We start from the raw sequence: 607 nt of genomic DNA on the forward strand, positions 1-607 counted from the left end.
ATGCCGCCCGAAGGCGGCATCATCAGACAGAAACTGACCCGCAGGGCAGGCGTCGCCCCTGCTCGGCGCTGTCGCGGGCCAGGGCCAGCAGCGCCATCACCCGCAGCGCCTCGTCGGCCGGTACCGGGTTGATCCCCCGCCCCGCAGCGGCGCGAGCCACGGCCGGATAATAACTGGCGTAGGCTCCCGCCTCGGGGGGGATGGCCACCTCAGCGATCTGCTCATCATGCTGGTTGTAGAGCAGACCCTGGCGCTCTCCCTCGCCCCAACCGGGCTGGCCGGGCAACAGCCCTGCCTTAAGCCAGCTCTCCTGCTGGTCCAGCCCGGACTTGACGTAACTGGCGCGGGTCCCGTGCACTGTGAAGCGCTGCACCGCGTGGGAAACCAGAGAGCCGGCACGCAGCAGCACCCGACGCTGGCCATAGCCCAGGATCACCTCGAAGTAGTCGTCACTCATCGCCCCCTCGCGCTGGCCGGCGATGTCCGCCTGCACCCAGTCAGGCTCACCGAACAGCTGCAATGCCTGATCGAGCAGGTGCGGCCCGAGATCGAACCAGAGCCCGGCACCGGGGCCACTCCCCTCTCTCCAGCGCGGACGCACCGAGGG

The 607-nt window shown here is 69.4% G+C and carries 1 protein-coding gene; it reads right to left on the reverse strand.

All coding sequences use genetic code 11. The features are described 5' to 3' along the window. Positions 1-22: 22 nt before the first annotated feature. Positions 23-607 (reverse strand): Gfo/Idh/MocA family oxidoreductase (locus BN1121_RS19210; RefSeq protein WP_043597392.1); only part of this gene is annotated, 585 nt, incomplete at its 5' end.

Source organism: Aeromonas diversa CDC 2478-85 (genome assembly GCF_000819805.1).
Taxonomy (GTDB): domain Bacteria; phylum Pseudomonadota; class Gammaproteobacteria; order Enterobacterales; family Aeromonadaceae; genus Aeromonas; species Aeromonas diversa.